30 protein-coding genes are annotated in these 23812 nt (G+C 39.9%); 11 read left to right on the top strand and 19 right to left on the bottom strand.

Annotated features, from left to right (window positions below):
- Positions 1-8 precede the first annotated feature (8 nt).
- Entirely contained in the window at positions 9-347 is a 339-nt protein-coding gene (locus NSQ49_RS20975) for a DUF4870 domain-containing protein (RefSeq protein WP_159870252.1), read from the bottom strand.
- Positions 348-564: 217 nt separating this feature from the next.
- Between NSQ49_RS20975 and NSQ49_RS20970 the strand changes: the two genes are divergently transcribed.
- The 4 genes from NSQ49_RS20970 (at position 565) to NSQ49_RS20955 (ending at position 4173) form a co-directional block, all read left to right on the top strand.
- Positions 565-1344: an undecaprenyl-diphosphate phosphatase gene (locus NSQ49_RS20970; RefSeq protein WP_201306610.1), complete on the top strand. Its 780-nt coding sequence runs from the start codon at positions 565-567 to the stop codon at positions 1342-1344.
- A gap of 21 nt (positions 1345-1365) precedes the next feature.
- Positions 1366-1950 (top strand): DedA family protein, encoded by a 585-nt coding sequence (locus NSQ49_RS20965; protein ID WP_159870246.1) that lies wholly within the window; start codon positions 1366-1368, stop codon positions 1948-1950.
- A gap of 228 nt (positions 1951-2178) precedes the next feature.
- Complete coding sequence (locus NSQ49_RS20960; RefSeq protein ID WP_159870243.1) at positions 2179-3300, top strand: amidohydrolase; 1122 nt, start codon at positions 2179-2181, stop codon at positions 3298-3300.
- Between the two features lie 312 nt (positions 3301-3612).
- Entirely contained in the window at positions 3613-4173 is a 561-nt protein-coding gene (locus NSQ49_RS20955; RefSeq protein WP_159870240.1) for a GNAT family N-acetyltransferase, read from the top strand.
- 134 nt (positions 4174-4307) lie between these two features.
- On the opposite strand, the gene NSQ49_RS20950 is transcribed toward NSQ49_RS20955, so the two are convergent.
- A complete protein-coding gene (locus NSQ49_RS20950) occupies positions 4308-4466 on the bottom strand; it encodes a hypothetical protein (protein WP_201306607.1) in 159 nt (52 codons plus the stop codon).
- Between the two features lie 206 nt (positions 4467-4672).
- Between NSQ49_RS20950 and NSQ49_RS20945 the strand changes: the two genes are divergently transcribed.
- The gene (locus NSQ49_RS20945) at positions 4673-6040 is read left to right on the top strand and encodes an MATE family efflux transporter (protein ID WP_159870237.1); all 1368 of its coding nucleotides are present in this window, start codon (positions 4673-4675) and stop codon (positions 6038-6040) included.
- 42 nt (positions 6041-6082) lie between these two features.
- Here the strand turns inward: NSQ49_RS20945 and NSQ49_RS20940 are convergent, their stop codons facing one another.
- On the bottom strand, positions 6083-6856 hold the full coding sequence (locus NSQ49_RS20940) for an SDR family oxidoreductase (RefSeq protein ID WP_159870234.1): 774 nt from the start codon (positions 6854-6856) through the stop codon (positions 6083-6085).
- A 207-nt stretch (positions 6857-7063) separates the two neighbouring features.
- On the opposite strand from NSQ49_RS20940, the gene NSQ49_RS20935 reads away from it, so the two are divergent.
- Together NSQ49_RS20935 and NSQ49_RS20930 are read left to right on the top strand one after the other, a co-directional pair.
- The gene (locus tag NSQ49_RS20935; RefSeq protein ID WP_159870231.1) at positions 7064-7543 is read left to right on the top strand and encodes an Hsp20/alpha crystallin family protein; all 480 of its coding nucleotides are present in this window, start codon (positions 7064-7066) and stop codon (positions 7541-7543) included.
- Positions 7544-7556: 13 nt separating this feature from the next.
- A complete protein-coding gene (locus NSQ49_RS20930; RefSeq protein WP_159870228.1) occupies positions 7557-8042 on the top strand; it encodes an Hsp20/alpha crystallin family protein in 486 nt (161 codons plus the stop codon).
- A 9-nt stretch (positions 8043-8051) separates the two neighbouring features.
- Here NSQ49_RS20930 and NSQ49_RS20925 read toward each other — a convergent pair whose 3' ends face one another.
- The 7 genes from NSQ49_RS20925 to NSQ49_RS20895 all read right to left on the bottom strand — a co-directional run bounded on the left by NSQ49_RS20925 (position 8052) and on the right by NSQ49_RS20895 (position 13844).
- On the bottom strand, positions 8052-8549 hold the full coding sequence (locus tag NSQ49_RS20925) for a GNAT family N-acetyltransferase (protein ID WP_159870225.1): 498 nt from the start codon (positions 8547-8549) through the stop codon (positions 8052-8054).
- A gap of 170 nt (positions 8550-8719) precedes the next feature.
- Positions 8720-9475 (bottom strand): CAP domain-containing protein, encoded by a 756-nt coding sequence (locus NSQ49_RS20920; protein ID WP_159870222.1) that lies wholly within the window; start codon positions 9473-9475, stop codon positions 8720-8722.
- Between the two features lie 448 nt (positions 9476-9923).
- Complete coding sequence (locus NSQ49_RS20915) at positions 9924-10385, bottom strand: FixH family protein (protein WP_159870219.1); 462 nt, start codon at positions 10383-10385, stop codon at positions 9924-9926.
- Between the two features lie 17 nt (positions 10386-10402).
- Positions 10403-11806 carry a sensor histidine kinase gene (locus NSQ49_RS20910; protein WP_159870216.1) on the bottom strand — a complete coding sequence of 468 codons (1404 nt, stop codon included), beginning with the start codon at positions 11804-11806 and terminating at the stop codon, positions 10403-10405.
- Complete coding sequence (locus NSQ49_RS20905) at positions 11803-12477, bottom strand: response regulator transcription factor (RefSeq protein ID WP_159870213.1); 675 nt, start codon at positions 12475-12477, stop codon at positions 11803-11805. The genes NSQ49_RS20910 and NSQ49_RS20905 overlap by 4 nt, the downstream gene beginning before the upstream one ends.
- A 1-nt stretch (position 12478) precedes the next feature.
- On the bottom strand, positions 12479-13459 hold the full coding sequence (locus NSQ49_RS20900; protein ID WP_159870210.1) for a WD40 repeat domain-containing protein: 981 nt from the start codon (positions 13457-13459) through the stop codon (positions 12479-12481).
- A gap of 118 nt (positions 13460-13577) precedes the next feature.
- Positions 13578-13844 (bottom strand): hypothetical protein, encoded by a 267-nt coding sequence (locus tag NSQ49_RS20895; protein WP_159870207.1) that lies wholly within the window; start codon positions 13842-13844, stop codon positions 13578-13580.
- Between the two features lie 117 nt (positions 13845-13961).
- On the opposite strand from NSQ49_RS20895, the gene NSQ49_RS20890 reads away from it, so the two are divergent.
- Positions 13962-14204 carry a DNA alkylation repair protein gene (locus NSQ49_RS20890; RefSeq protein WP_159870204.1) on the top strand — a complete coding sequence of 81 codons (243 nt, stop codon included), beginning with the start codon at positions 13962-13964 and terminating at the stop codon, positions 14202-14204.
- A gap of 35 nt (positions 14205-14239) precedes the next feature.
- Here NSQ49_RS20890 and NSQ49_RS20885 read toward each other — a convergent pair whose 3' ends face one another.
- The 3 genes from NSQ49_RS20885 to NSQ49_RS20875 all read right to left on the bottom strand — a co-directional run bounded on the left by NSQ49_RS20885 (position 14240) and on the right by NSQ49_RS20875 (position 16520).
- Positions 14240-15073, bottom strand: a complete 834-nt coding sequence (locus NSQ49_RS20885) for a hypothetical protein (RefSeq protein WP_159870201.1) — start codon at positions 15071-15073, stop codon at positions 14240-14242.
- Positions 15074-15205: 132 nt separating this feature from the next.
- Positions 15206-16126, bottom strand: coding sequence for a CobW family GTP-binding protein (locus NSQ49_RS20880; protein ID WP_159870199.1), 921 nt, complete (start codon positions 16124-16126; stop codon positions 15206-15208).
- Positions 16119-16520: a hypothetical protein gene (locus NSQ49_RS20875; RefSeq protein ID WP_159870196.1), complete on the bottom strand. Its 402-nt coding sequence runs from the start codon at positions 16518-16520 to the stop codon at positions 16119-16121. The genes NSQ49_RS20880 and NSQ49_RS20875 overlap by 8 nt, the downstream gene beginning before the upstream one ends.
- Positions 16521-16635: 115 nt before the next feature.
- Between NSQ49_RS20875 and NSQ49_RS20870 the strand changes: the two genes are divergently transcribed.
- On the top strand, positions 16636-17253 hold the full coding sequence (locus NSQ49_RS20870; protein ID WP_159870193.1) for a class I SAM-dependent methyltransferase: 618 nt from the start codon (positions 16636-16638) through the stop codon (positions 17251-17253).
- Between the two features lie 46 nt (positions 17254-17299).
- On the opposite strand, the gene NSQ49_RS20865 is transcribed toward NSQ49_RS20870, so the two are convergent.
- The 5 genes from NSQ49_RS20865 to deoD all read right to left on the bottom strand — a co-directional run bounded on the left by NSQ49_RS20865 (position 17300) and on the right by deoD (position 22759).
- Positions 17300-18220 (bottom strand): LCP family protein, encoded by a 921-nt coding sequence (locus NSQ49_RS20865; RefSeq protein WP_159871909.1) that lies wholly within the window; start codon positions 18218-18220, stop codon positions 17300-17302.
- A gap of 187 nt (positions 18221-18407) precedes the next feature.
- Positions 18408-19886, bottom strand: coding sequence for a lmo1851 family serine protease (locus tag NSQ49_RS20860; protein ID WP_159871915.1), 1479 nt, complete (start codon positions 19884-19886; stop codon positions 18408-18410).
- Positions 19887-20029: 143 nt separating this feature from the next.
- A complete protein-coding gene (locus tag NSQ49_RS20855; RefSeq protein WP_159871912.1) occupies positions 20030-20236 on the bottom strand; it encodes a heavy-metal-associated domain-containing protein in 207 nt (68 codons plus the stop codon).
- Between the two features lie 514 nt (positions 20237-20750).
- Positions 20751-21623 (bottom strand): M15 family metallopeptidase, encoded by an 873-nt coding sequence (locus NSQ49_RS20850; protein WP_159863945.1) that lies wholly within the window; start codon positions 21621-21623, stop codon positions 20751-20753.
- 434 nt (positions 21624-22057) lie between these two features.
- Positions 22058-22759 (bottom strand): purine-nucleoside phosphorylase, encoded by a 702-nt coding sequence (gene deoD, locus NSQ49_RS20845; RefSeq protein WP_159863948.1) that lies wholly within the window; start codon positions 22757-22759, stop codon positions 22058-22060.
- 151 nt (positions 22760-22910) lie between these two features.
- On the opposite strand from deoD, the gene NSQ49_RS20840 reads away from it, so the two are divergent.
- Both NSQ49_RS20840 and NSQ49_RS20835 read left to right on the top strand, forming a co-directional pair.
- The gene (locus tag NSQ49_RS20840; RefSeq protein ID WP_009332576.1) at positions 22911-23039 is read left to right on the top strand and encodes a hypothetical protein; all 129 of its coding nucleotides are present in this window, start codon (positions 22911-22913) and stop codon (positions 23037-23039) included.
- A 15-nt stretch (positions 23040-23054) separates the two neighbouring features.
- Positions 23055-23204, top strand: coding sequence for a hypothetical protein (locus NSQ49_RS20835; protein WP_201306521.1), 150 nt, complete (start codon positions 23055-23057; stop codon positions 23202-23204).
- Between the two features lie 50 nt (positions 23205-23254).
- Here the strand turns inward: NSQ49_RS20835 and NSQ49_RS20830 are convergent, their stop codons facing one another.
- Positions 23255-23563 (bottom strand): YodL domain-containing protein, encoded by a 309-nt coding sequence (locus NSQ49_RS20830; RefSeq protein ID WP_159863951.1) that lies wholly within the window; start codon positions 23561-23563, stop codon positions 23255-23257.
- Positions 23564-23812: the final 249 nt, after the last annotated feature.

Below are 23812 nucleotides of genomic sequence, written 5' to 3'. Positions count from 1 at the left end.
CTAACGCATTACTTTATTAGCCTAAAAACTAAAGGTATTCGGTATTCCTTCCCTTCATATGCCTTAACTGCAGCTACTATCGTAAAGATAAACACAAGAATCCCCACGATCCAAATCGTAATGATTCCAATTAATACGATCATTAACACTACGCTGATTGCACTGTAAATCGAATAGGAAATTAAAAAATTAAAATATTCCTTTCCATGGTAATCTACAAACTCCGAGTCATTCTTTTTCAAAAGCCAAATGATCAGCGGTCCGATAAAAATGGTAAAGAAGCTGGTCACATAGATAGCGGCTGCTATAAGCCTTTCATCATTGGAAGGCATCTTATAGTCATTCATTGTGTTTCCTCCTAAATTTCTTCAATATAATTGGATGATTCTTTTATATTATTTACGATATTCATTCAAAAAGGTTTCATGTATTTTTATTTTCCAATCCCCCTGCAGCTCAATTTCCTGTTCTCGATTAGGACAACTTGAATACACATGTTAAAGACAGGCATTGCGCATAGCTTTGCCTATTCTTATACCTGCCTAGGAAGGTGATATACACATGATGTCAAAGCTGGAGGCTTTCATTCTGGGAATCATCCAGGGGCTTACCGAGTTCCTGCCTATTTCCAGTACAGGGCATTTATATTTGGGGAGACATCTTTTCGGGCTTGATGAAGCTGGCCTCTTCCTTGATACAATGCTGCATATAGGAACTTTACTGGCCGTTCTTGTCGTTTACAAAAATGAATTGCTTCAAATAGTAAAGAATCCATTCTGCAAGCTATCGATGCTGCTGATTATAGGGACGATTCCAGCTGTCATTGTCGGACTGCTTCTGAGTGACATGTTCGATTCAATTTCTAAATCCGGAGTTACTATAGGCTGGGAGTTTCTATTTACAGGGTTTATCCTCTGGATTGCTGATAGTGTTAAAAAAGGCGCAAAAAAGATGGACAGCATTAGCTACGGAGATGCCTTATTTATTGGGACTTTCCAGGCAGCTGCCATTTTTCCGGCAGTCTCCAGATCCGGCTTAACAATTGCAGCAGGTCTCTTTAGAAAGCTTGACAGGGAAACAGCTGCCTATTTTTCCTTCCTGCTCTCCATTCCAGCCATCGCGGGCGGCATTGTCATGCAATTTGGCGAACTGTTATCGGGCCACACAGAAGCCATAACCCTTAGCAGCATGTTAATGGCGACATTGTCATCGGCTATATTCGGCTATGCAGCAGTCGTTTGGATGATTAACTTTCTAAAACGGAAATCATTGAAGATATTTGCTGTATACGTTTGGATTTTAGGGTTCTCCATAATCTTTCTGCAAATGACCGGGATTTTTTAATTTCTAAGGGGCGATATCAAAATGGAAGGAATCATTTCGAGCATTTTTGAAATACTTTCCCAGCTGGGTTATGCCGGCATAGCACTTGGCTTAATGGTTGAGATAATACCAAGCGAGATAGTCCTAAGTTATGGCGGCTTCTTAGTCAGCACCGGTGATATCCATTTTACAGGGGCACTGCTTGCAGGAATTGCAGGGGGAACATTTGCCCAGCTGTTTCTATACTGGCTGGGGGCATATGGCGGAAGGCCAGTTCTTGATAAATACGGGAAATACTTGCTGATTCAGAAAAAGCATTTGGATGCATCAGAGAAATGGTTCGAAAAGTATGGAACAGGAGTCATCTTTACAGCCCGATTTATTCCAGTCATCCGGCACGCCATATCAATCCCTGCCGGAATAGCCAAAATGCCGTTATCCATTTTTACAATCTATACAATTGCAGCCATGGTGCCTTGGACGGTTCTCTTTTTATTATTGGGAATGGAGCTGGGTGACCACTGGAGAGACATCAAGGAATATGCAAAACCACTTATATTGCCGATCATAATCATCGCTTTGAGTTCCGGGATGTTCTATTTTTTATATAAGAAGCGGAAAAGTTAAATCAGTATATCCACCAAAAGTGTAGAATGCTAATTTTACACTTTTTTATTGGCTCATTTTTTAGAAATTGTGTTTTTCCCCTAATAATGTTGTGTGTTAATTTCCGCTCAAGACTGACAGTAACTCCGAAAGTAGCTTTTTAATTTTTTCAATTTAAAAACTGTTCACACTTCCTTTCCATTTTTGTAAAATAAAGCAAATATCTAGAATCAAAGGAAGATATTATTTATGAAAATTCTATTAAAAAATGCACTCATTTATCCTGTCACATCCCCCACCTTCCATGGGGATTTAATAGTTGAAAAAGGAAAAATCCTAAAAACAGGCAAGAACTTAAAGTCTGATTCAAATGTAAAAATTATTGACTGCCACAGCCACCACCTGCTTCCCGGTTTCATTGATGTCCATACCCATTTGGGTCTATATGATGAAGGCACAGGCTGGGCAGGCAACGATGCCAATGAAACAATTGAACCTTTAAGCCCTCATATCCGGGCGATGGATGGAGTATACCCTTTAGATCCCGCTTTTGCTGATGCAGTGAAGTACGGCATAACAACTGCCCACATCATGCCGGGAAGTGCTAATGTTATTGGAGGAACAACTTCTGTTATTAAGACTTCAGGGAAAAATATTAGCAAGATGATTATTCAGGAAACAGCAGGGCTTAAGATTGCCCTTGGTGAAAATCCAAAACGGATTCACAGTCATGGCAACAAGGATTCCATTACAAGAATGGGGATAATGGGGATGCTGAGGGAAGCCTTTTATGAGGCTTTACAATGTGATAATCCTGACTCTTTAAGATTTGCACCGCTTGTTAAAGCACTTAAAAGAGAAATTCCTGTAAGAATACATGCACACAGGGCCGATGATATCATTTCTGCCATCCGCTTTGCAGAAGAATTCAATCTCGACCTTCGAATCGAACATTGTACAGAAGGCCATTTAATTGCGGACGAATTAGAAGGGTTGAATTTAAAGGTCTCAGTGGGCCCTACTCTGACAAGAAGATCGAAGGTTGAATTGAAAAACAAAACCTGGAAAACGTATCAGCAGCTGACCGAGCATGGAGTGGAAGTCTCCATCACTACAGATCATCCATACACCCCTGTACAATATTTAAATATGTGTGCAGCTATTGCAGTCCGGGAAGGTCTTTCCGAGCAAAAAGCCTTAGAAGGAATCACCATTCTGCCGGCAAGAAACCTAAGAATTGATCATCAGCTGGGAAGCATCGAGGAAGGAAAAGACGCTGATTTAGTTTTATGGAATCATCACCCATTCCACTTTCTTGCCAAGCCAAAATGGACCATGATAGGCGGCCATTTTGTGTACAGAGAATCGTAGAATATTGTCGAATATCGCTGGTGTTTTTTGGCTTTAAATCGTAAAAAAAATAATTAAAAAACCTATTTCCTTTTTGAATTTTTTTTAGTATTATACCTAAAGTGAAGTGAAAATTTTTGCTTCTTTAGGATTACAATCAAATATCGGAAACGATAGAATAGGGAAGGCAAATGGTGCGCCACCAGTTATCTGGTTCTAGTGGGTTCGATTCCCACCCCGAAATTTTTTAGCAGCATAATAAAAAATTTCGAGGGTGGACCGAAGGCTCTATTTGGCATGGAGTAGGACTGCCCTCAATTGGAGGGATAACCTATGCTCAAGAAACGTGATCTTCACGACTGCCATGCTTTATTTGATTTGATGACGCACCCTGATGTCTTCCCTTTTGTTCGCCAAAAAGCCAATTGTTATGATGAATTTATTTTTGTTACAAAGCAGACAATCGAATCCGAAGAGCGCGGTGAATTGATTTCACGAACAATTCTTGATGAATGGGGCGCTCCGATTGGGACGATTAATTTGTATGACATCCAGGACAATGCCGGCTTCCTCGGCACATGGCTTGGAAAGCCTTATCATGGCAAGGGGTATAACAAGTTAGCAAAAGATTCTTTCTTTGAAGAGCTCTTTTTCGAAACTGGCATTGAAACGATCTTTATGCGGATCCGCAAGGAAAATATCCGTTCGCAAAAAGCTGCAGAAAAACTTCCTTATGTCATTCTTGCAAATGAAACAAGAAAGTCTGTTTATGATCAGCTGAATGCTAATGGTGATATTTATAATTTATATGAGATCCCAAAAGATTTATATACTCTTCATGTGATGCGCCATGGAGCAGCAGCCCAAGAATCGTCCCAATTACTGGAGGCTTAACAGAAAGTGCAAGCATCTTGCCCACCCACGGCACCTCAATGGAACTGGCTGCAGGAGCTGGATACTGACGAAGTAAAAATTTTGAACTCTATAATAAATACGCAAAGCACTTGCATTCAAGCAGGTGCTTTTTTTCAATTGATAAGATTTGATTCCGGTTCATCTGTTTTTTCTCTGATTCCATGCTGTGCCAGCAATTGTTCCAGTTCTTCGTTGGTAAGGGTTTCAAAACGCCCGTCTTTGAATGAAACTTGAGTTTGATTCGGATTTATCCTATTTGTATTAAAACTCATGGTTATGCCTCCTTCAAGCCGAGTATAAATTGGCTGTCTTTAACTTCTATACTCGCCTATGGAAGGATTTTTATTCCTTATTATACAAAAGTTCACATAATTGAAAAATATCGTCCTGCAATATGCAGGAACAAGCCGGGAATGCGCCCCATTTCTTTCAATATGATATAATTCTTTAGTCACTTTAAAGAAAGAGGAAATAATACATGAATCAAACGTATAGCAAAAAACAAAAGCTGCATATGCTGCTGGTGATTTTAATCCCTATTTTAATAACCCAGCTGGCAATGTACTCCATGACTTTTCTTGATACATTAATGACTGGCCGCTATAATTCTGAGGACCTGGCAGGTGTAGCGATTGGCTCCTCCCTTTGGGTACCTGTGTTCACAGGTCTCAGCGGCATTCTCCTTGCTGTTACACCGATCGTGTCCCATCTCGTGGGAGCAAAGAAACAAAGTGAGGAAGTTGCATTTTCTGTTATTCAGGGTGTTTATCTTTCCATTATTATGGCTGTCATTGTATTTGCCGGGGGAGCACTCTCCTTAAATCCAATCTTAAGTGGAATGAATTTAGAAAACAGGGTTCAGGATACAGCTTTTAACTACCTGGCAGCCTTAAGCACAGGGTTGATTCCCCTGTTTGTCTACAATGTTTTGCGTTCATTTATTGATGCTCTTGGAAAGACCAGGGTCAGCATGATCATTACGCTTCTTTCATTGCCGATCAATGCTGTGTTTAACTATATCCTTATTTATGGCGAATTTGGATTCCCGGAACTTGGAGGAGCAGGTGCAGGGTATGCTTCAGCTATTACTTACTGGCTGATCATGCTCATTTCGTTTTATATTATTCATAAACATTCACCATTCTCGACTTATGGAGTTTTCAGGAAAATACATGCTGTTTCTTTCGGCAAATGGAAGGAAATCCTGCTAATCGGGATTCCCATCGGCTTATCTATTTTTTTCGAAACAAGCATTTTCTCAGCAGTGACTTTATTAATGAGCACTTTCGAAACAGCTGTTATCGCAGCTCACCAGATTGCCCTAAATTTCGCATCACTTCTTTATATGATTCCTCTCAGCATCTCAATGGCATTAACAATAGTTGTGGGCTTTGAAGCAGGGGCTTCCAGATTCAGGGATGCTAAGGAGTACAGCTGGATTGGTGTCGGCATTGCTGTTTTTATGGCTTTAATTTGTGCAGCTATCCTTCTGGCTTTCCCAAGGGAAGTGGCATCTATTTACACAAAAGACGAAAAAGTATTACAATTAACAGCTGCTTTTCTTGTATATGCTATGTTCTTTCAGCTGTCAGATGCTATTCAGGCACCTGTCCAGGGGGCGCTGCGCGGGTATAAGGACGTAAATGTCACCTTTATGATGTCCCTTATTTCTTATTGGATCATCGGGCTGCCATTTGGCTATTATCTGGCCAATCATACAGACTGGGGAGCATATGGATATTGGATCGGCTTAATTACGGGGCTTGCAGCCGGAGCCATAACTTTAACAGCCCGCCTGATCAATCTGCAAAAGAGGAAATACCCGGCATATATGAAAGCGAAGTAATATAAAAAGGCGGAAGAACACGGTTCTTCTGCCTTTTCATTTTCATTCCTGATAAATTTTGCCGAGAACGTCTTTCCCTCCTGTAACCGGGATTATACTGCCAGTGATAAAGTCGGATTTTTCATCGGTTAAAAAGCTGATTACACGGGCAATATCTTCACCAGTTCCCGGCCTTCCGACTGGTGATGCACTTTCATAAGCACCTGCCGCTTCTTCGATATTTTTTTCCTTCCATTCACCCGTAATATCTCCTGGGCAAACCATATTAGCGGTAATGCCATTCCCGGACTCTTCCAATGCAATCGATTTCGTTAATGACGCAGCACCTGTTTTGGCAGCGGCAAAAGCAGAACGATATACCCATCCTGAAGAATATTCTACGCGATCAAACCCAATCGTTATGATTCTTCCCCATCCAGTTTCCCGCATTTTCGGGATAAACAACTTTGACAAATAAAATACCGCATTTAAATTGCCATTAATCAGGTAATTCCATTGTTCGAAGGTGTAATCCAGCATCTCTTTTCGTTCATGTACGTAAGGTCCGGCATTATGAATGAGGATATCGATGACCGGAAATTCATTTAAAGCAGCTTCAGCCATCATTACACAATCATCCGTTATAGAAATATCTCCCTGCAAAGCAATGTTCCTGGTTCCATATTTGCCGGACAGTTCCCCGCATAATGAGACAGCTTCCTTTTGACTGCTGCGGTAATTAATCACCAGATCAATGCCTTTAGCGGCAAGCATGAACGCGGTTCTTTTTCCGATTCCTGTTGCTCCTCCCGTGATTAAAGCTGCTTTATTTCTCACAAAATTACCCCTCAGTATTTAATAATTTTTATATACTCCAATACCAATATAGTAGTAATTACATTGAATTATTGCAAATAATAAGAAGTTATTTCCTCTTCTGCCAAAGGCGGAACATTAACGGATAGGCAATTATCTGCATAGAATATATGGCTTAGTGATGAACCATCAGCTTCATTGGCAGTTTTTCAGGAAAGGATGAGAAGGATGTTTCCATGGAACCTTTTTCCATTTAATAAAGATATGAAAAATCCTCCCCATCAAATGAAACCGGAGGATATTGATAAATATGTAAGAAGTATTATGGGGCAGATGTTCCCTCAAAGTATGCATGGGATGAACGGAACTCATGATTTTATGAAAGGTTTTCATACAGCAGCCCCTGGAGCTGGCCAGCCAGGTTCTGAACCGCTGAATGCATCCGTCTTTGAAACTCATGATTACGTTTTTGTAAGATTCCCTGTAAAAAATGATGATTGGTTAAAAGAAATGAAACTTTACCACACATCTAACCAAATGATCATTGAACACATTCCCGGTAAAGACGATAAGCATATCATAACCCTCCCTGCAATTGTCAGGAAAAAAGGATCATCAGCCAGCTGTAAGGAAGGGTATATGGAGATAAAAATTCCTAAAAACATTGACATGCAGTTTTCAGAAATTGATGTAACAGAAATATTATAAAGGAGGGCTCATTTTGGAACTGGAAAAATGGAAAGAGTTAATCAAAATGTCCGCACAATATCAAGATCAGGATTTCTGGGAAAAACTTATCTCACCTGAAGTTTCCAATCATAATAAAAAACTTTCTTTGTCAGGGCTGGAGCAGGAAAAAATCAATCGTTTTCTATCCAGTCAGGACATTTATCCGCGTTGTGATGTATATGAGTATAACGGAAATATCATAATTGAAGCAGAACTCCCCGGTGCATGTAAAAATGACATTAAAGTATCTCTCGTGCAAAATGAACTTATCATTAAAGGAACATGCTCAGCATTTCAGCAGCACTTGCGCTATTTTCTGAAAGAAAGACATAGCAGAGCTTTTGAAAAAGTGCTGACCCTCCCGATGCCTGTTGATAAAAATTCGATAAAATCATCGTTTGAGAATGGGATTCTTTCTATCTCTCTCCCCATCTTATTTGAAGAAGAAGAAAAAATACCTATTAAGGTACAGAGTTGAATAATACCCTTAATCAAGCAGCTTATCATAGCAGTAAAATGGGTTGTCCCGATCCATCCAGATTGTGCCTGTTTTGACATAGCCGTTCTTTTCAAATAATTTTTGAGCCTTTTTATTCAGCGAGTATGTATCTGTTCTCATATACGGAATCCCGTTCTTAACTGCATGTTTTTCAGCAAATTCAATTAATCTGCTCGCTATCCCTTCCCCTCTGATTTCCGGATCTACGGCCAGACGGTGAAAAACGAAGCAAGGCTCATCTTTTCTCCAGGAGGCATTTTTATATTCCTCCGCCTGGATTTGATCGACAGTAATGGAACCTGCGACATTTCCTTCATAGATGGCAGTGTATAGACTGCCTGCTTCCACATCAGACAGAAAATCCTGTTCACGGGGATAAGTACGGTTCCATTGATCATTCCCCTCAGATTCCATAATGCTGACTGTTTTTTGGACAATTTTCATTATCTCCGTTAAATCGTCTTTTGTTCCTTTTCTAATTTCCATTTACATCACCTGTTGTTTTTCATTTTTAACAGCCATTACTAATGTTCCATTGAATGATTGAATACATACATGGACCGGAAGTAAATACTATAATGAAAATTAACTCGGGCGAGTGGCAAAAAATCACAAAAAAAGACAGCCTAAAAAGGCTGCCTTTATTCATTCAAATATTATTTCCCGATGAACATTTGTGTCCAGTAGTTACCGTCAGCAACATGGCCAACACCAAGGTGAGTAAAGTTGGCATTCATGATGTTTTTACGGTGGCCTTCACTATTCATCCAAGCTTGTACAACTTCTTCAGGAGATTTTTGCCCCATAGCAATATTTTCGCCCGCTGTAGTGTATGAGATGCCGAATTGCTTCATCATATCAAATGGTGAACCGTAAGTTGGGCTGTTATGGTCAAAATATCCTTTTGATTGCATATCACGTGATTTTTCACGAGCTACTTTGCTTAGTTCTTCGTCCAATTTAAGTGCAGGCACTCCTGCTTTCGCACGTTCCTGGTTAGTTAATTCAAGTACTTTTTTCTCGTAAGCACTTACTTCAGAAGATGCAGGTGCAGCTTCTTTTGTTTGTTCTGCAGGTGCTTTTGCTGTTTCTTGTGCTTTTGCCGGCTGCTGTGCTGGAGCTTGTGCTGGCTGCTGTGCTTGTGCTGGTGCTGCCGGTTTTTGCTCTGCTGGTTTTTGTGCTTCCTGTTTATTTACTTGGACATTATCCCAGTTAATATTGTAGTTTTTAAGGTATTTTTGAAGAATATTATTAATTTGCTCCTGGCTTAGGTTACCAGATTGAGAAACTACCATTTTTTTAGCTTGTTCAGGAGTAGGACAATTTGAAGCTGCGTCCGCCTGGTTAGCTCCTGGTGCTGATACTAGTAAAGCTGCTGCCGCTGCTACTGAGTAAATAACTTTCTTATTCATGTATAAAAATCCTCCCTGTGTTTGTTTTCTTTGTTGTGTGGTGCTGTGTGACTTGCACAATCATCATAACACAGGGTTTTTCGTAATATTTATGGACAGATTTTACAAATTCTTGAATCCTGCACAACCGATCGACTTAGAAACTAGTAAAATCAGCTTAGAAATTTTCATATATCCCTATTTAAAAGGGTTTATACTTGCTTAAGATGGGTATATAACTTTCTGTCTATTTTTGTCTTTATTGGCAGACGCATTACCCAAATACCATTTATATACTAATAGATCACTATTGACAGGTTTTTAGCCTGATAGTATTCATTACTTTTATTACACTGGTGTAACAAATATGATAGGTATATGTACCCCTTAATGGGTATATATGCCCCCAAAGGAAAAATTCCAGCAGGATTAACCGATCCAAAACAAAAAAAGCAGCCAATGCTGCTTTTTAATGGCTGCCATGATCATTGTCATCCATATCTTCTTCCTGGCTGCCTGATTCTTTTTCAGGTGCACTGGGCTGACCAATAACAAATTCTTTTTTAGGCATATTATGCATTCTTCGTGCCGTTACATGTGAGTATATATAGTAGGTTCCTTCTTCTTCAAAGGTTTTCTTGAGCCGATAAATTCCATGACCAGCATGTTCAACAAGAACTTTTTCATGCTCTGTTGCATTTGCTCTCCAGATTTCAAACTTTACCTCGTCTGCATCTGTGACCTCTTCTTCTCCATATGTAACTTTTGCTTCAAAAACTACAGGTTCATTTGCTTCTGCTTTTTCAGGATTAATGGATAACTCGACATCCAGGAATTGCGGTTCTTCCTCTGTTGTTTGATTACCATTGCTGCAGGCTGCCAGGGTAACCATGAGCATTAGCGGGAGCCAGATATTTAGTAGCTTCTTCATCTTAAATCTCCTTTATCCTATCTTATTTCGAACAGCGGCAGCACAATTTTAACCGTTGTTCCTTTATTTAAATCACTTATAACAGTCAGCTCACCATGATGGAGTTTAACCAGCTTTTCTGCAATGGCAAGTCCAAGGCCTGTACCGCCATCAGATCTTGTTCTGCCTTTATTCACTCTATAAAACCTTTGTTTAATCTTGCTTAAATGTTCTTCAGAAATCCCAATCCCTGTATCTTCTATTTCAATCACACATTTATCTTTCTCTTGATATAAACGGATGCTAATACCGCCTTCGTCTGTATAACGAATTGAATTGTCCATAATATTTTGGATAATCTGTTCAACCCTGCCTTCGTCACCGTTAATGATGACTTCGGGATCCAGGCAGTATTGTAAATCCAAATGTTTTTCACGAAGGACATGCTTATATTTTTCAATAGCATCCTCTATTAGCTGCCCCAAAGGCAGCGCCATTTTTTCGAGTTTATATTCGTCAGATTCAAGCTTCGACAAATCAAGCAGATCTCCCACCAAACGTTCCATCCTTTTAGACTCCCTATGCATTAGCTGCAAATATTTTTGTCTGTCTTCCTCAGTTTTTGCCATACCGGACAGAAGTGCTTCACTGTAGCCCTTTACATAGCTGATGGGAGTTCGCAGTTCATGGGAAACGTTTGCGAGAAAATCCTTTTTCTTTTCGTCTTCTTTTTGTATAGATGAAGACATATGATTAAATGCATTTGCCAGCTGGCCAATTTCGTCCTTCGAATCAATATTCAAATGAATATCATAGTGTCCCTTTGAAACATGATCAGCTGCAACTTTCATATCCAATAGAGGCTTTGTCAGCTTTTTAACCAGCATGGTACCTAAAATAATGCTGATGAACGTAAAAATCATCGCAGCAGCCAGCCATAGGTAGGCAAAATCATGGGTAATCTCTGAAATTTTTGCAAGGGGAACATATAAATATATGATACCCTCCAGCCGATTACCATCGAGAAGGGGAATAATAACACCCATTATTTTCCGGTCAAACCTTTTTTCATAGCCCAATTTTTCAACCGCTCTGCCTTTAAGAAGCTCTTCCCGTTCTTTTTCACCTATTAGTGTCTGGTAGTCAATTTCAAACGGCAGACAGGCACTAAGCTCTCTTGGATTGTTAACAATAAAAACCTCTGTTTCTGATTTTGAATTATACCAATCGATTTTTTCCCTTAGACTCTCTGTCAAAGGCCCTCCCTCGTACTCTGACGAGAGGTTTCGCCCTTCAGTCAGCAGGGAATCTCTTACATCTTCCACATATATTTTTTCATAAAATAAATAAGATAAAAAATAGGAATATAAGATCGTAATGATAATCGCTGCTGTCACGGTCAGCCACATTTTTTTTGCCAGGCTATTGGTCAAAAATTTCATTCACATGGCACCTCTAATTTATAGCCTACTCCCCAGACTGTTTGGATATAGTCCCCAACCCCCAGTTTCATTCTCAAGGTTTTTATATGAGTATCCACCGTTCTTAAGCTTCCTGTATAATCTATACCCCATATGTATTCAAGAAGCTGCTCCCGCCTTAATGCCTGGTTTTTATGTTCGTAAAAAAATAGAAGCAATTCATATTCTTTAAGAGTGAGCGTGACCTGCTTCCCCTCTACTGTTACCTTGCGTGCTTTTTTGTCAATTGTGATTTGCCCAATCTGCACAGAATCCAAGTCATCTTTTAATCCGCCAGTTCTTCGGAGTACTGCATTTATTCTGGCAATAAGTTCTCCAGGACTGAATGGCTTGACGATATAGTCATCCCCTCCTAACTGGAGTGCTTTCACTTTATCCCATTCCTCTCCCTTGGCAGAGAGAAATATAATAGGTACATTTGATTTTTTCCTGATCTGAGAACACACTTCAAATCCATCTTCATCCGGCATCATTATATCTAGAATAACCAAGTCTATCATATTATTTCCAAGTATGCCGTATGCCTCAACGCCGCTTTCTGCTAAAAAGCATGTAAATCCTGAATTCCCCAGGTACATCTCAATCAAATGCCCCATATCAGCTTCATCATCAATTATCAGGATATTCAGCATGTCATTCACCACTTTCCCTAATCACTATCTTAAACGGGCCCTCTCCAACCTTAATTTTACTAAGCGTTTTTAAGCTTTTCGGCTCCAGTAAATGTAAATCATTGCTGTCATAACCGGCGACTAGAAGAATATCTTTGGCAATAGCTAATTCAAAGGGATTTGCCCCAACAGAAACTGAGGCAGCTTCCTCCCCGGAATCATTAATTTTGTATAACATATTTGAACCATGGCTTAAGACATATACATGATTTTCTTGTCCTAGGAAATTAACCGGCATCGAAGCAGCTGGAATTTTCTTTTTTAACTTACCGGTATCAGTGTCATACACATGGATATTTTGTTCAATCTCTGCACCTTCTCCATGTCCGCCAATCCATATTTCACCGTTTCTCTCATTAAGCCACGCACCGGATGCTGAAGGATGAATTGTAAATTCTCCGCTTCCTGCTTTTGATTTAAGATCAATAATTCCCAGTTTTTCATGATTAAAGCTAAGGACAAATAACTTATTTTCCGCAGCAGATTCGAGGAGGGTAAGCGGATCTCTTTCCGTCTTGACCTGTTTTTCCTCTTCTCCATTTAGATTAAAGAACCGAATTTTGTTTAAATTTTGATCTGCAAAAGCTATGTCATTAGTATCAAGCATGATGCCATTAACGATACCTTCTCCTGTTTCCCAGCTATCAATCAATTTACCTTCCTTTAAGGAATAAAGATCAGCCGTTTCAAGCTGTTTTCCATATAGCAGGATGGAGTCATTGTCCGGGAGAATCAAAGCGCCTGTATAAGGTTTTTCCATAGCCCACTCTGCTGCCTGCTCTTTTTTTTCCAGGTCCACAAAAGATATGGTCATATCTTTTATATTCACTGTAGCAGCAAAGCTGACATCCTCAGGGATTTCAGGCAGTCTCTTTTCTGAGCAGGAAGAAAGGAGGGCCGTTGTGATCCATAAAAAGACAAGCCAATATATTTTTTTTGACATATCATTTCTCCTAATTACTATCTTAACTTTATCTTACATTAATATTGTGAGATAAATGTGAAAGGATCCTGAAATCTGCAATAAACCTACACATTAAAAAAAGGAGGCATGAACCTCCCTATTTCAACCCTTCCGCTTCATGGATATGCATCTGGATAAGTGCGGCTTTGGATGTGTCATCCATGTCTGAATGAGTAATTCTCTTAACCGCAAGGAAAAATTTTTCATAGACAGACTTACGGACTCTTGGATGTGAATTTTCATCCTTTAGTTCCCTGGAGATTGCTTCTTTCAAAATGATTTCTGCATTAGTGTCCTCTTCTAGTTTCCGGTTGTTCCAAAGCTTCCGGTATTCATTCAGAAGCTTTTCATATTTTGGACTCATAACTTGCCACATCCCTTCCAAAACAGGAAACAATTAAATTTCCTTAGATGTATTTTTACATAAATAATTTTGTAAATGCAAAAAATACAGCTAATATGCGAGAAAGGAGAATGAGTTATGAATTCACCTTATCGGTGTCCAAACTGTAAAACCAACAGAAGCCGATTCAATATTATTAAACAGGTGCCTCAATCCATTAAAATGGATCCTCAGACAGGGAATGTTATGGAAGAGTACAGCAGTGAACAGCTGTCCCCCTTCCATATGCCATATAAGGGCCCTGATAAAAGGGTGCAATGTGCGGCTTGCGGACTTGTTGAAGACGAGCGGACATTCATCAAATTTGGCGAAAAACAGTGAAATAAATAAAAGCCTGAGATTCTGTTCTCGGGCTTTTATTCATTCACTAATTTATTTTCCATTAAGAATCTTTTATTATCCACTTTCCATGGATCTGCCTGTGAAAAGCGCACAAGATAAATCTTGCCCCGAAAATGCTGTCTGCCGCGTTTTTTTATGAACCAATCTGCTTCCACTGGAACTTCCATGCTCAGCTCATCTGCCAAATCCTCCGCCGGAAGAACGGGCATCGCACTTAACCTGACATTCTCAATTTTGGGCAGGAGTTTATTCCAGTCTATGGGTTGAAGTGAAATCGGCTGGACTATCCTTGCATCTTGCTGTTTAAGTCCGGCCATGAATGCGCTGATTATTTCATATGGATTGGCATTATAGAGATATCCATCAAGCTTTCCTGCCGCTTTCAGGATCATCAGCTTGTGTGATAAATCCATAAAGTTAGTTCGATGTGTCGTACTGCCATAAAAATGAATGCAGAAATGACCTGGAAAATTATTTTTCAGTGCACCTCCGCCATGGGGCATACCATGCATGGAAGCCGCTATCCATTGATTTCCATTAATAACTATAATGGCGCGCCTCTTCCAGCTCCATTTTCCGCCATAAATACTTTTCATTATTTTAGTTTCTTCAGCATTTAATGGCTGGACATCTGCATGATGGCTGCCCGCACGCCTCTGAACCTTAAACTTCTTTCCCGTTTCCACATCCAGAACGGTAAATTTACTGTATTTCGGCAATATCCCATTCACTTTCTCCCATGGCAGCATCTCAATCCGCCAGCCAATCCCCTCTTTACTCGCAGTTGTGTGCGTTCCCCCTGCAAAAAGAAGAAAGATGAATATAATGACTATGTTTAATGTTTTCATAAATTCCACTCATTTATATGTTTTTTTCGGTAAGGCATTATATAATGAGTTTCCCAAAAAAAGGTTTTATTCATTCATTCAAGCAAGAAAAAAATCGCACCCATTGAATGCGATTCCCTTTAAATTCCCGGATTAATCAGATGCTTCTAAGATTTTTAACCTTTGTTCGATTTCTGCCCAATCAAGATTTTCTCCAATAAACACCATATTAAGAGGCATGTTTATGTTTTCCTGCATATAGAGCGGCATCCCATAAGAGAACTGAAAAAGAAACGGATACTGTGATGAATGCAGCTTCATATACCCTTTTATTCTGTACACAGTGTCTGGAAGCCCTCTAAGAAAATCCTCAAAATCAGTCTGATTGACAGGTTTTTGAAACTGATAAACGAACGTGCTAAGCTTAAGATCAGTAAAAACATGTGACTTGGAAGCCTTGCTCTTTTTCGCGGAGGACATGCCTCTTACCTGCTTCACAGCGATCTTTGAGTATGAAGTTAAGATGGTGTATGCCTGGCTGTTCAGACCCTGAACCTCCATTGTAAGCCGGGCCTGTTGCGCCTCAGAAAGTTCGTCTGCTTTATTTAAGAGAATTAAGTCCGCATGCCGAACCTGCTCAATTAAAAGCTGCTGCACCTGAGGGCTTAACATATTTCGATTAAGCCACCTTGGACCGTCAACAACAGAAATAATACCTTTTACCTGCATCCTGTCAGCAAAGAGTGGGGAAAGGATGCTATCGAGAACTTCAATTGGATGAGCAGCCCCCGTAGTTTCAATATAGATCGCCTCCGGCTTTTCAACCATCAACAATTCCTGAAGCTGGGCTTCCAGCTTATCTGAGATAGTACAGCATATGCAGCCATCAAGCAGCTCTTTTAATGGCAAATCCTCATCAATTGCGTCCGAGTCAATTGAAACTTTCCCTAGCTCGTTCATCATCACTGCCACTTTTCTGCCTTGCTTTTTTTCATCCTGCAGCAGCTGCTTTAAAAGCGTCGTTTTCCCGCTTCCCAGAAATCCTGATAATATATATATTTCTGTTTTATTCATACATTTCCCCTTCTTCACAATCTGACAGCATTTCTTCAATCATAAGAATCATTTTCTTTTCTATTGAATCTATATCCAGATTAGTTAAATAGCCAACGGAATGAAACATTTCCTGCTTGCATTTCCAAATGGGAATATAAGCATTTGGAAAAAATTCATCCTCTGTCTCAATTCCCAGTTCCAAAATAGACTCATAATCAACTTCAAACACATCGTCCTCTGATGCACGCCGGCCTTTTATTGTCCGAACCAAGTCCACCACCAGATTTCCCTCTTCAGTTTGAAAGTCTGTTTTGTACGTATTAAGAAGTTTTTCTGCAAGCTTTTCACATTTTTGTTCAATATCTGATATTTGCCTGCGGATCTCTTCATTAAGCTTCACTACCTGCTTCAAAGGATCACCTCTTTATAGCTGTCCTGTCTAATGACCCATTTTATATGATTTTACCAGTCCATACAAACCATATGCCATATTTGCTATAATTTCTATTAAGGGTGGTGGAGTAAAAATGCTGGAAAATACCGGAGAAAGGATCATACCCGAGCAAATGCCGGTTACTAACGGAATGCTTCTGGAACATTTGGCACGTTATTATTTTGCCCTTTATTATGCTAAAGGGAGAGTGCTTGATATTGCCTGCGGAACAGGGTACGGTTCAAAAATAATGGCAAAAGCCAAGAAAAAAGAAATCAATGGAATTGTAGCAGTGGACATTGATGAGGAAACACTGAAGTATGCCAGACAGCATCATTATCATCCTCTCGTGCAATATGTAAAAGCAAATGCGGAAGATGAAACCCTCCCAGAAGAATTAGGATCCTTTGATGTGATAACGAGCTTTGAAACCCTTGAACACGTGGCATCAGAAGAAATATTTCTTAACAATCTTTTTAAAATGCTGAAGCCAGGCGGCACTCTCATTTTATCCACGCCATTCGGAGCCGGGAGAGGAAAGCCAACAAACGAGCCTTTCCATTTTCACCAGCTTACTGAAGATGAATTTATTGATCTGTTCAAGTCTTACGGTGAGACTGAATTTTATTACCAGAGAAGTGTTCTCGTTGAACCAAAAAGAGAAGGCAAACACTATCCTTTTGGGATTGCAGTTTGCAGTAAAAGTAAATAGGAGCCCATTGGCTCCTATTTGCTTTTAAAAGTGCCTTCTTTTTCCGCTATCTCTTTTCAGCATCGTCCAAAAATTGCTTAAGCGCTTCCGAATTCTCTTCAAAATCAAGCTGTAGAACCGAACCGGCATGTTCATATGTTTTATTTTCATAACTATCTTCAACAGGTAACCTAAGTGTTTCAATATCAGTAACAGGATTCCTTAAAAACTTCACACCCAGTGATAATGCTTCTTCAGGTTTCAAGTCGGTATCAACGTATTTCATTGCCTGGCTGATAACTTCCGGAAACCTTGCTAAACCGGCAGGTGATGCGAATTGGTTCATCACTTCATCTTTAAGAGCAATCAAAATCTCCTGCTGCCGGTCTACTCTCCCAAAATCACTTTGTCCATCATGGCGAAATCTCACATATGATAATAAGTCGCTTCCTTTAAGCTTCTGTTTCCCCGGCTCCAGATCAAGTCCCATATCTTCAATCATGGCGGAACTGACTTCAGCTTCGATTCCGTCCGGTGCAATGGCATCAAGCATTGCAGGAAATCCCTTAAAATCAATTATAGCAGTATGATCGATATGGACTCCGAAGTTTTGTTCTATTGTATTCTTTAATAAATCCTTGCCGCCTATATAATAAGCATGATTCAATTTGCTGTACATATATTGATAATCCGGTATTTTTACATAGCTGTCCCTCATTAGAGAAACCAATTTAATGGACTCTCCTGAAGGATCATAGCTGGCCAGCAGAATGGCATCCGAACGTGATTCCTCTTCACCTCTGCTGTCAACACCAATCAGCAAAAAGTTTTTCGTTCCATTTTCACTCGCTGAAGGCTCTTTATTCTCCTTGTCGGACTCACCGATCTCTGTCTCCTGCCCTGTATTATTGTTATCTTTTTGCTGAAAAGATGTGCAGCCGGAAAGTATAGCTGCAGCAAGTAAAAATAATATGATTATTTTTTTCAAGAAAATCACCCCTGCGCTGCTTTATAGAAAAGTTTACTACCATTGTGGGAAAGAGAAACGCTTTATATACCCTTTTTCTGGAGCATCATTACTTAAACTATCCCCACCTGCTAGTGTTAGCCTGAAGAAGGAATTTCTCCGATTGACAATGACAGAAAAAGCTCTCCGAATCGGAGAGCTTTTGAAATTAAGACCCTATTTGTTTCTTCAGCACTTCAGCTGCTTTTTGAATTTGCGTATCATTTTGATCAATTTTTTCACGAAGTTTCTCCATCAGTCTAAGAGTAGACTGCCCTGATAATACTCCATTTTGATCAAGCTTTTCAGCGGCCTGGAATGTCTTGACAGCATCTTCTGTCTTATCATCAAAGAAGCCGTCTACTCTTCCAGGATCATATCCTAAAGCTTTTAGCATTTGCTGTGCTGCTTTAACCTGAGCTGAAGAAGCAGAAAGCTTTAATTCAGTGTCAGGATTAATAAATGGCAGTGTAGCATATTCCGGCAATGCCACTTTGTGGTCAGGCGTTATTCCCTTTTTGTGAATCCAATTTCCCTCCGGTGTCAGCCATTTTTCAGTAGTGAACTTCATGTTTGACCCATCGGAGAAGTCCTGTGCACGCTGGACAGTGCCTTTTCCAAATGATTTTTCACCGATTAACGGGACATCTGCTGATTCATGTACGGCCGCAGCAAGAATTTCTGAAGCACTGGCACTTCCTTTATCAATCACAACCACTAATGGTATATTAGGATTTTCTTCTTTCTTTGATTTTATTTCTTCTCTATTTCCATTGCGATCTTCAATTTGGAACAATATCTCGCCATCCGGGACAAACAGGCTCGAGATTTCCACTGCCTGATCGAGAAGGCCGCCAGGATTTTGGCGAAGGTCAAGGACCAAACCTTTCATGCCCTGTTTTTGCAGTTCATTTAAAGTTTCCACCAATTCTTTAGAAGTATTTTCTGAGAAGGTAGTAATCTGAACTTTTGCAATACCATCTTCAAGCATTTCCCCATAGACGGTTTCAAGCGGAATAGTGTCGCGTGTAATGGAAATATTCATAGGCTCATCTGTGCCGGGACGCTGAATTGCCAGTTCTACTTTAGTTCCTTTTTCCCCTCTGATCAGCATAACAGCCTCTGTTGAGCTCATCCCTTGAAGGCTTTTTCCATCAACTGAAAGCACCTTGTCATTAGGCCTAAGCCCGGCTTTTTCAGCAGGTGAACCCTTCAATGGGGATACTATGACTATGTAGCCTTCCTGTTCCTGGATTTCAGCTCCGATTCCTTCAAAAGAAGATGAAATACTTTGATGAAAACTTTCGGCTTCTTCTTCATTCATATAGTCCGAATATGGATCATCCAGCGCTTCAAGCATACCGTTAATTGCACCATTAATAAGTTTATTCTGATCCACTTCCTGGAAATAGTTTGCTTTAAGGGTATCATAAGCTGTATATAGCTTATCAAATTCCCTTCTCTCGCTTGTTCCCACATCTACTGCCTTTTCGTCTCCAAAGGCAAGTGCAAAGGTAGTAATTCCTGCTGAAAGGAACACAATAAAAAACAGCAGCATAACAAAATGAAACTTTTTCATGCGGATAAAACCTGAATGGTTATTATCTGGTGCTTCAGAAGTTTCTTTGTTTAAATCTTCATTTTGCAAACTTTTCACCACTTTCGTCACCGTAAAATAACTATGTACAATCCTTATTGATTAGAATAACATTTATCGAAAAAATAACAAAGAAAAATGTGTGTAAAGCTTGAAAGAGCGCCAGCATAATCTGCTTGGCGCTCTTTCTTTTGTCAGGCTACTCCATAGCCCTGGTCTTCTATCGCTTGTTTTAAATTTTCCATATCAGATTTTTCAGGGTCATATTCGATTTCTGCATAGTCATCGTGAAAGGCAATCGCGACGCTTGCCACGCCATCGATGGATAGAAGGGCATTTTTGACGGCCTCTTCACAATGGCTGCAGGTCATGCCTACCACTTTAAGTGAAACTTTTTCCAAAGCATATGCCTCCTTTTTACGAGTAACCTTAGTTTTATTAATACCTCATTTAAATAGGCTTATAAACATCAGGTAAACAGACAGCCCGCCATGCCATACTTAACCACATTGTAAAGGCGTTTGCTCAGTAAAATAAAAGGTTAATGTTTTGCAGGCATAAACATATTTTATTATATGGTGATTCAAAAAACTCTCCAAATCCTGTTCCAGACCTTTGCTCTCCCATCACTTTCTTAAGGGGTGATTTATGATGTTAACAGCCGCAATATTGTGGATAAGCTTCTCATTTTCTCTAATCAGCATAATAGCCGGAATCTTGAATCAGTCATGGAAACTTGCTCTATTAAGTTTTTTTCTCCTGCTGCCATTGGGATATGTCTTAACAGGGGAAGAAAATGTGCTTCGTATTCTGTCAGCCCTCCCCGCTGTACCCATTATTTTAGCAGTTATATTTTATTTTCAATCAAGAAATTTAAAGGAGAAAGGCAAATAAAAGAGGCCATCTTGGCCCCTTTTATATTTTTTTGACAATATCAAAATACTCTTCCAAAGTCCATTTCTTTTCATAAATGACCTTCGCAGCCTCATGGCCCACATAGCGGAAATGCCAAGGCTCATATTTATAGCCTGTGATGGCTTCCTTCCCTTTCGGATAACGGAGAATAAATCCATAGCGATGTGCGTTTTCAGCAAGCCACTTTCCTTCTTTTGTTTCCCCGAATTCTTCAGAAAGCTCAAGGCTTGCACTTCTGCTTGAGATATCCATTGTAAGTCCTGTCTGATGTTCACTGCTTCCGGGAATAGCCACAGCCTGCACAGCTTTTTCTTTGCCAACTCTGCTTACTTCTGCATCAAAAACTTCCGATTGACGTGTAAATGAGCGATAGCCGGATACAGCAAATAATTCCACACCTTCATTCAAAGCTCCAGTAAACATCTTCTCCAATTCTTTAGCTGCGTCCTGGCGCATATAGCTCTTTTCCAAATCTAATTTCCCGTAAGAAAATGCAACATCCGGGATTATTAGCTGGGATGGCTCATAGCCATCCGGAAGGCTGAATTGTTTATTAACCAGTACCATCACATTATCAGGATTCTGGATTATATTTCTTCCATCGACAGTTTTTATATCATTAAAATATGAAGCTTCCAATGAAAGAGGATCCTTTTGTATATCTTCTTTGTCTTCATTGCCTTCTTTTCCGGCACTGTTTTCTTCTTTGTTTTCTGGTTCGGTTTCTTGAGTAGGTTCCTCAATGCTTTCATCTTTCCCAAGGAAAGGAATTTTTTCAATAAGAGGCTTTGCTTTATCCAAATACGGATCTAGCTGGCTGCAGCCGGAAAGCAGAAGGCTGAGAGTCCCTGCCATAATTAAGATCTTCTTCATTCAAACTCACCTGTCTTTTTATTTGGCTATTTCGTATAAATTGTTGTTTTCGCATATCAATATTGTCCGTTGATTGCAGCGAAGGGATGCTCAAGCGTTCTGTGGAGCGGGCGCCTGAGCCTTCTCGACGCTTTGCGTCTGCGGGGTCTTACCTCTCCGCTTCTCCCGAAGGAAGTTGGATCCTAGCCTGCACACCATGCATTTTCGAGTATCTCGCAGTTTCCGCTACAATCAAGCCAGTAAAATAATACAATTAGCAATAAACTTTACGAAAACAGCCTTTTATTTCTTTGCAACATTACTATTTTAACACTACTCGTCAACTAGTCCAAAATTGTGTTAAAAACAGGACAAACGGCACAAAACATCCATTTTACGATTAAAACACAGCAAAAAAATAAAACTGGCTCAATGAACCAGTTCCATTAATATTATTACTTAACAGCAGCCTCAAGTGCCACTTCGATCATTTCATTGAAGGTGGTTTGTCTTTCTTCAGCAGTTGTTTCCTCACCTGTCAGGATATGATCGCTGACAGTTAAAACAGATAGTGCTTTGCGGTCAAATTTCGCTGCAAGAGTATATAGAGCCGCCGTTTCCATCTCGATCGCCAAAATTTGATACTTTGCCCATTTTTCAAGTTCCGCATTGTCATTATAGAACATATCAGCTGTAAAGACATTTCCGACTTTAAGGTTTAATCCTTTTTCAACACCTGCATCATAAGCTTTTTTCAATAAATCAAAGTTCGCTGTTGGCGCAAAGTCAACCCCTCCGAAAGTGAGCCTGTTCATTTGAGAATCTGTAGAAGAGCTCATCGCCAGGATTACATCGCGAACCTTTACATCTTTTTGAATCGCGCCGCACGTTCCTACTCTAATCAGGTTTTGAACATTATAGCTTTGCATCAGTTCATTAATATAGATGGAAATGGATGGCACTCCCATGCCGGTACCCTGAACTGATATGCGCTTCCCTTTGTATGTTCCTGTATATCCAAACATGTTGCGGACTTCATTGTAGCACTCCGCATTTTCTAAAAATGTTTCTGCAATATATTTTGCACGCAGAGGGTCTCCGGGAAGCAGGACCGTTTCCGCAATTTCATTCTCTTTAGCACCTATATGTACGCTCATAAATCTAACCTCCAAATTAGTTCTGAATCCTCTGTAAATGCTTCCATGTCACACTATACCATATGTGCCATCAGTTAGAAACTAATAAACAGGCATGTTTTTTCTTAATGCGGGAAAGATAATTTTAGCTTTTCCAAAGGAGGTTGTAATCATGCCGCAAAAAGGAATGAGCAAAAAACTCAGGCAGGCAGTCCAGCATGCCAATGAAACCAATCCATCTTCCAGAGCTAACACAGAGCCTCATACATCCAAAACAGTTAAAACAAAAAGCAACCGATAAGCGGAGGGATATAAGATGGGCAAAAAGCACCGCAACCGTATAAATTCTCCAAAGAAAAATAATCACATTCCTGCAGAAGCCATTGCTGCAGAGCAGGAAGCGCACGGCAAGGAGTTCACAGCCAATAAACGCAAAAACAGCCCGGGATCACACATAACTGAATAAAGTATTTAATAAAATAAAACAGGAGAGCTGCAGGCCCTCCTGTTTATTATTTAGCGTATATGTATCCGATTAATTTCTTCCCAGCCGCCCGGCTTAAGCTGATAATAAAATTGACCTCTTCTTCCTTCATCAATATAGAGTATATCTCCTGTGGATATAAATCTGCCGTCAAAATCTCCGGGTATCCGGTCATGCACATTAAACTTTCTAAAAACAGATTCAAGGCATTCCTCATGAGTTAAAGCTTGGACATTTAGGCGATATACTTGCTGAAAGCCTTTTTTGCCCCTGAATTCAGGTGTTTGAAAGATCGTAACATCGTACTCTCTTCTTTTTATTCTTGTTAATTCCTTCAGCATATGGCATCCCCCTCTTATTTCAGCATCTGTTATTTTGGATGAAAACAATACATCAAGTGACTAGTCATCTATCCACTAAGTTCTTAAAATCGTATTCCTGCCAGTTGCCTATTTTCTGCAAACCATTTTTTATTACTATTAAATTAGCCATTTTTCTTGTCGTTTCCTCCATCAAAGAAATACTATTTTTGTCGATTAACAGCGTTCCCCCCTATGAAAACGCTTACAAAAATCTTTGTACTGCATATA

This window comes from Cytobacillus sp. FSL R5-0377 (assembly GCF_038004385.1).
Lineage (GTDB): Bacteria > Bacillota > Bacilli > Bacillales > Cytobacillaceae > Cytobacillus.
This window is presented reverse-complemented; position numbering and strand designations above follow the sequence as displayed.